Annotated in this window: 5 protein-coding genes; 2 read left to right on the plus strand and 3 right to left on the minus strand. The window is 66.8% G+C overall.

Features of this window, described 5'->3' with window-relative positions:
• Positions 1–147 precede the first annotated feature (147 nt).
• From Q5Q88_RS09125 to Q5Q88_RS09135, 3 genes are read right to left on the minus strand one after another with little or no spacing between them, the layout of a single operon-like run.
• Positions 148–561, minus strand: a complete 414-nt coding sequence (locus Q5Q88_RS09125; RefSeq protein WP_118652834.1) for an FHA domain-containing protein — start codon at positions 559–561, stop codon at positions 148–150.
• 2 nt (positions 562–563) lie between these two features.
• Entirely contained in the window at positions 564–1,568 is a 1,005-nt protein-coding gene (locus tag Q5Q88_RS09130; protein WP_302743133.1) for a DUF3662 and FHA domain-containing protein, read from the minus strand.
• The gene (locus Q5Q88_RS09135; protein WP_302743135.1) at positions 1,565–3,475 is read right to left on the minus strand and encodes a serine/threonine-protein kinase; all 1,911 of its coding nucleotides are present in this window, start codon (positions 3,473–3,475) and stop codon (positions 1,565–1,567) included. Before Q5Q88_RS09135 ends, Q5Q88_RS09130 begins: the two co-directional genes overlap by 4 nt.
• A gap of 509 nt (positions 3,476–3,984) precedes the next feature.
• On the opposite strand from Q5Q88_RS09135, the gene Q5Q88_RS09140 reads away from it, so the two are divergent.
• Positions 3,985–4,170 (plus strand): hypothetical protein, encoded by a 186-nt coding sequence (locus Q5Q88_RS09140; RefSeq protein WP_302743139.1) that lies wholly within the window; start codon positions 3,985–3,987, stop codon positions 4,168–4,170.
• Positions 4,171–4,219: 49 nt separating this feature from the next.
• The gene (gene dnaX, locus Q5Q88_RS09145; RefSeq protein WP_302743137.1) at positions 4,220–6,799 is read left to right on the plus strand and encodes a DNA polymerase III subunit gamma/tau; all 2,580 of its coding nucleotides are present in this window, start codon (positions 4,220–4,222) and stop codon (positions 6,797–6,799) included.
• Positions 6,800–7,182: the final 383 nt, after the last annotated feature.

A 7,182-nucleotide genomic window follows, 5' to 3' on the forward strand; every position in this document is an offset into this window, starting at 1 on the left:
GAGCGGGGGTCACGGGGACGGCCGGAGCAGCTGGGGCTGGAGCGGCAGCGGGCATGGCTGGCTCGGCGTGAGCACCCAAGGGCTCGCGGGGGAGCTCTTCGTCAAACACTTCGTCCACCCCGCGTGAAGTGTAGTCCCGCTCGTCGGTCATCGGCGATTCACCTTCATGACCACGTCTCCGATTTGGACCTCATCGCCCTCGCGCAGGGTGGCGGGCTCCTTGAGCGCGCGTCCATTCACGAGCGTACCGTTGAGGGAGTTGAGGTCCTCGATCACGAGCGCGGGCCCCTGCAGCGAAAAGCGCGCATGGCTCGCAGAGACAAAGGGCTCGTTCACGCAGATGTCCGAGCTGGGGGAGCGGCCCACGATGACGGGGCCGAGGATGTCCATGTGGATGCCGCGGATGCCGCGCGGGCCCTTGTCGACGTCGATGGTCCAAATGGCGGAGTCGCGACGCTGGCCGCGCACCAGTCCCACGCCGGTCTTCATGACGGCGAACAGGAAGATGTAGAGCAACACGATGAGGACGATGCGCCCCGCGAACAGGAAGATGTCAATCACGGCTAGCCCCTAAACTCGAAGGTGCTGAGGCCAAAGGTCAGCAGGTCGCCGGTGCGCAGCGGGCAGCGCGAGATACGGCGGTTGTTGACGAGCGTGCCATTGGTGGAGCCAAGGTCCTCGATGGACCAGTCGCTTCCGGTGAAGGCGAGCTGGGCGTGGCTGCGGCTGACGTTGGGATCGCGCAGGACCACATCGGCAACGGAGCGCTCGCGGCCCACGGTGGCTCGGGCGCTTGTGATCTCGTACGTGTCGCCGGTCACCACGTCCACGAGCTGGGCGAGCGGACGGGCGGGCGCGGAGGGACGGGACGGCGCCATGTGCGCCCCAGCTGCCGCTGCGGCAACCCCGGCAGCACCGGTTGCGGCTGCAGCGCCGCCCAGGCCGGCGATCTGCTCGCGCGTCATGGTTTTGGGAACGGGAATGGGGGCCGCGAGCGGGTCGGGCGCAAGCGAGTCGGCTGCGAACGGGTCGGGTTGCCCCGCGATCCCGGCGGCCGCGGAGGCGCCCATCTCGGCGTCGGCGGCGAGCGGTGACGGCGCGGGTTGCGAAACGGGGGATGGGGCCGGAGTCCTGGATCCGAACGCATTCGCGCCGCCCTGCTTCCCCCCGTTGAGGAACGCACGCTCCTCTTCATAGAGGCGGGCGAGGGTGGGGGCGTCCACGTTTTCGGCGAACACGGAGAACTTGCCCGCCTTGAGGGACGGGTCGATCATAAAGCGGACGAGCGGGGAGCCCGAAAAGCGGTAGCGCTTCTTCTCGGCCTGCGCCTTCACGAACTCGGAAACCTCGCGTGCGAGCTGCGCGTAGTACGGTGCGAGCAGCGGATCGTCGTCGGCGGAGATGAGGACGGTGTACAACGCGGGTGCGGTGTCCACGCCGTTGATCACGAGCGTCTGGTCCTCCATCTCGCGAGCCGCCTGCTTGGCGAGCTTCTTAAAAGAGAACGGAGCTTGCGCTGCGCCAAAAATGCCGGCAACGCGGTCCTCGAAGATATTCAGGAAGTTCACGAGCGATCACCTTCCGGGGTTTCTCGTTTGTATCCAAGCAAATACACGCATATCCAAACGATTATAGAGGATAGGCACCCAAGTCCCACAGCCGCGGCGACCTCGAGGGGCGGCACGCTGGCAATTTCCATAGGCTGTGCAAGATGGCGCAACACAACAGAAACCACGGGAAGCAGCAGGTACAGGATGGTTGTGAGGCTGGTAGAGCGGCTGTCTTGTCGCGCCTGGCATGCGCGGTCGAGCATCCAGCCCGCACCGGCGGCAGCCGCCGAGAAGCCTGCGGCGGGGATGAGGAACTCGAGGGAGAACAGGGCTCGTGCGGCCATGTCGAGGGGCAGCGCACCGCCAGCGACGTGCGCGGCGATAAGGAGGCGCGCGAACGCAAGGCCACAGGCGGTGGATGTGGCGGCGTGGGCGGGCGCAAGGAAGAACGCGGCGAGGGCAGCCACAACGGGCGCCGCGAGCGAGGTGCTTCCGCATGCCAGTGTGCATGCCGCCGCAACGGTGAACGCCATGGAGGAGGCAGGCTGCAGGCGGCCCCACACGAGCCACCATGCGCAGAGCAGGGCGAACGAAAGGATGGCGATGGGCAGCACCGAGAGCAGGGGCGTGTTGTTTAGGATAAGCATGAGCCAGCCGCCCGCGGCGAGAGCCGATCCAATCTGCGGGGCGAGTGCCGCGCCGGCGCCAATGCCCGCCGCGGTGATCGCGCGTACGAGAGGGTCGGCGATTCCCAGGTCGCCCAGGAGCGTCCAGGACGTTACCGCGACTGCGGCTCCGCTGATCGCCCCGAGCGCGTAAAACCGCGCGCGGGGTGTGCGGCTGCCCAGGTATCCTTCTGCGGGATCGAGCTCCCAGGCGCGAGCCGCCTCTTGCGTCTCGCCCCCTTGCTCCTCTTCTTCGTCCGAGGTCAGGCGGGCGATGATGCGCGCCAGACTTCGACGTCCCTCGCGCGGGTTCCCCAAGTTGGCCAAAAAGAGGTCGCCGAACTCACCCACGTCCGCCATGCGGTCGCAGGCGTTGGGCGCGAGGGCGCAAAGCAACGCGTCCTCAGCGGATTCGGGGATGTCGGGGAGCAGGTCGCTGGGGTAGATCACGCCCTTTTCGATGTTCGCGAGGGAGTCCGCCGGCGTGCCCGCCCGGAATGGGGTCGCGGCGCAGAGCGATTCGTAGAGCACGGACGCGAGGGCGAATATGTCGCTGCGCTCGTCCACGACCTCGCCGTTGAGTTGCTCGGGGGGCATGTAGCCAATGGTGCCGCCGCGCGCTCCGCTGAACCCCGCGGCGCTCGCGAGTGTTGCCATGCCAAAATCGGCCAGCTTGACGTGGCCGCTGTGGTCGATAAGCACGTTCGCCGGCTTGATGTCGAGGTGGAGTACGCCGTTCTCGTGCGCGAAGGACAGCGCCTGGACGAGGGCATCGGCAATGCAGGCCGCCTCATCGTACGTGAGTGAGTGACCGTCGACCTGCGCGAGGAACTCCTCGAGGCTCATGCCGTCGACGTACTCCATGACCAGGTAGGCATAGGCGCTGTCGTAGGTGAAATCGATGACCTGCACGATGTTGGGGTGCTGGAGCATGCTCGCAGTACGGGCCTCGGCCAGCGCGGTCGCGGTGGTTTCGGTGGAGACGCGGTTGTAGGGGGAGGCGAGCGGCATGCGTTTAATGGCGACGCGGCGCTGCAGGCGCCCGTCGAGGCAGATCTCGACACTGCCAAAGCCGCCCGCCGCACGTGTTTGCAGGGGGCGATAGCGCTTAAGCAGGGCGGATGCGGCGGACCCCGCCGGGGGCGGCGGGGCAACGTGCACGCCGCCGAGTCCGTGGCGCTGCGACAGTGGTGCCCCGCCGGGTGTAAACCCATTGCCCGCGTGGTCGCTCGCGGGATAGCCCGCTTTGGCGCCGGGCACCGCGGTGGGCCCGTGAGATGCGGGTGTTCCTGCCCCGGATCGGGGCGATCTGTGTGGGGAGAATAGCGGCATGGCCATCCTTGGTGCGTTTGAGCTGCGTTCACGGCCGTGGCCGGTTGATGTAGGTCGAATTTTACCACGCGTGCAGGCGGGCGTATCCGTTCCACCATGCGGGAGTGCCCGGAATCGGGCGATTTTGTAACGAGAATCCGAACGCCCCGAGTAGACGGGCGTTTTGAACAACAAAACCCCAGCTCGCAGGAAGCCGAAACAGGCGTCTACTCGACCCCGCGGCAAACTCGTTACAAAATCGCCCGATATCGGGCATGCGCCTCCTCGGCGGGGCCGCCGCTGCGCCCCTGGGCACCCGCGCGGACGCAAGACGGTATGATTGATGGAGCGATTCATCATCAGCGGGTCGAGCCCCACCCGTGCCGTCGCCGCGTCCGTCCTGCGCTCGCGAGCGGGGAGGTAAAAGGGGAGAGAAGGGGGCGCCTTGCGTGGAGAACATGGATCGACTGACGGCGTTTGACCAGTTCGCTGCCGATGTGCGGCGTGAGCTGGACGAGACGGCTCGTCATATGGAGAAGCTTCGCGCGGAGAACAGGGTAAAATCCGCCACATACAAACAACTCTTCGCGATTCGGTCGACCTTAAAGGAGATCGATCGTCGTCTTGTCGAACACGGGCTGTAGCCTCGTCGCTTGCGTGTCTGTGCCCGAAACGCCGTAAAGGAGGCGCCTTATGGAGTCGCTGTACAGGAAGTACCGTCCACTCACGTTTGAAAGCGTGGTTGGCCAGCAACATATCGTCTCCACCCTTGAGCACGCGGTGGCCGAGGGTCGTCTTTCCCATGCGTACTTGTTCTGTGGGCCGCGTGGTACCGGCAAGACCACCATGGCGCGCATCCTCGCCAAGGCTCTACTGTGCGAGAAGTCCGACGCCGCCCGTGCGCAGGGCGCCTCGGGCTGCATGCCGGACGGCACGTGTCCCGAGTGCGAGGCCATCGCGGCGGGAACCCACCCCGATGTGTATGAGCTGGACGCCGCGAGCCGCACGGGCGTCGACAACGTGCGTGAGGAGATCATCAACTCGGTGAGCTTTGCGCCTGTGCGCGGCGCGTACAAGGTCTACATCATCGACGAGGTCCACATGCTCACGACGGCGGCGTTCAACGCGTTGCTCAAGACGCTCGAGGAGCCGCCGAGCCACGTGATCTTCGTGCTATGCACCACCGATCCGCAAAAGATCTTGGAAACCATTCTCTCGCGGTGCCAGCGCTTTGATTTCCACCGTATCTCGAACGAGGATATCGTGGGACGTTTGCGGTATATCTGCGAGCGGGAGGGTTTTGTCTTTGACGATGAGGCCCTCGATATTGTGGCAAAGCACGCACGCGGAGGCATGCGCGACGCCCTGTCCACGCTCGAGCAGCTCTCGGTATTCGGCGATGGCTCGGTACGTGCGGACGACGCCCGCGCCCTGCTGGGCGAAGTCGCGTCGACGGTCCTCGCCGAGTTTGCCTGCAAGATGGCCGTGCGCGACACCGTCGGCCTGTTCGGGCTGGTTCGTGTCCAGGTCGGTGAGGGTAATGACCTGCTGGAGCTCACGCGCGACCTGGTGGCGCACATGCGCGATGTCTATACCGCAGCGATCGCTGGCCCCAAGACGGAGCTGTTCGATGGGACGCCGGAGGAGGTCGCCGCGCTGGTGGAGGAGGCCCGCCTGTTTGGGAGTGCCGATCGCCTTGCTCGCGCGTTGACCGTTCTTGACGATGCGGCCCTCGAGATGCGCAGTGCCTCCGATCCGCGCTTGGTCCTGGAGATAGCCCTCACAAGGCTCGCTCGTCCCGAGTCCGACTTGACGCTGGAAGCCCTAGCCGAGCGCATCGTGCGATTGGAGGCCCAGATTGCCGCCGGTGTTCCGAGTACGCCGATGGGGGCAGAGCAGCTTGCCTCGATGACGGGGACAAGGTCTGTCGCGCAGGCGGCGTCGGCCAAGGGGGGCGTCGCGCCCGCGCGTGGGGAGATGCCAGCGGCGGCTATGGGGCGAGGCCAGAGAACCGGCGCCCAAGCCGCTGCCTCGAGACCGGCCCCCGATCCTGTCACGGCATCGGCTGCGGCACCCGCTGCGACACCGGTGCCCCCTGTTGCCGCGGCGCCTGCTGCCGCGGTTCCCGCTGCTGCCACGATGCCCGCCGCGAATTCGGCGTCTGCCCAGGTGCGTCCCGCCACTGCTGAGCCCTCCGCCTCGCCCGTCCCAACCTGCTCGACAAATCCCGAGCCCGGTGCGACTGTCAGCTCGGCTTCAGACCGCACAGCACCCGTTACGGCTCAGGTGCCTGGTGCGAGCGTGAGTTCGTCCGCGGCGTCGGCGACTGGCGCTCCCGCAGTGAAGACGACTATTTCCGCCGAGTCCCAGCCCCATATGGCTTCATGCGCCGTCACGCCCCCTGCCGCTGACGCCGGCGAACTGCAGCGTCGTTGGGCGGATGCGGTCAAGCGCGTCACGGCAGAGCAGCCCTCTCGCGGTGGCTTGCTGCAGAGCTCTCGCGCGGTGAGCGATGACGGCGAGACGCTTACGATTGGATTCCCCAAGGGTTCAACCTTTGCGCTCAAGATGATCACCCGGCCCGATTCGGCGCAACTGGTCATGCCCATCATCTGCCAGGTGTTCGGCAAGCGTTCGGTGACGTACGTGATGGAGGGGGCCGCCGCGACAGCGCCGGCGCCAAAGGCCGCATCCGCTCCGGCGGCGACGCAGGGCACGGCGGCCGTCCAGGCCGCGCCGGCTCAGGCGCCGGCCCCTGCTGCCCCCTCGACTCCCGCTGCGGAGAGCGCCTCCACCGCCTCCGCCCGGCAGGTGGCGCCTGCCGGGCAGGTGGCGCCCGTTGTCGCCGCCCCGCGGGCGGCGTCGGCCGCGCAGCCCACGTCGGCTCCTGTTCAGGGCCGGACCGATGCCTCGGCGCAGCCGGCATCTGCTCAGTCCGCGCAGACGGTCGACCAGGTGAGTGGTCCCACCGTCTTGCCCGAACGCGACATCGAGGCCGACCGTAGGGCGTGGGAAGATGAGCAGGTCCCGTACGACGACGCGACGATAGCCTCGTATGCCGATGAGGATGAGCTGCCGCCGTTCGACGTCCCCGCGCAGCCCGCGGTACCCCCGCAGCCCGCAGTCTCCGCGACATCTGGGCGGCCCGCCGCAGCTCAGAAGCCCGCGGCTACCGCTCCCGCCGCCGGCGACGCCGCCTCTGCACCCGCTGCCGATGCCGTCGACGCGAAAGAGGTGCTCCAGAACATCTGGGGCAACGTCGTCTTCAAGTAGTTCGGTCGCCAGGGTCGTCCTGCAGCTAAGGTACTCATGCTGCGAGGGTGGATTCGTCGAAAAATCTCCTGCTTTCATTAGGAAAAATCGACGAAGTTGCCCTCGAGAGCGCAGCCGTGGTCGAGACCGAGACTGGGGTAGAGGCCGAGACCGCAGCTGTGGCCGCAGGCGTGATCGCGGCAGAGACCGTGACCGCGTTTGTGGCCGCGCCTACGGCCGCCTCCCGCGGCGGCTGCGGTCCCCCGTGGTACCATGCCCTTGGACTATTCGCCTGCGGGAATCGCAGGAGGCTTGAGTAAGGAGAACCCATGGCCGGAATCAACATGCAGCAGCTCATGAAGCAGGCCCAGCAGATGCAGAAGAAGCTCGCCGAGGCCCAGGAG

Origin of the sequence: uncultured Collinsella sp., from assembly GCF_959026545.1 — a bacterium.
In the GTDB taxonomy this organism is placed as follows: Bacteria; Actinomycetota; Coriobacteriia; order Coriobacteriales; family Coriobacteriaceae; genus Collinsella.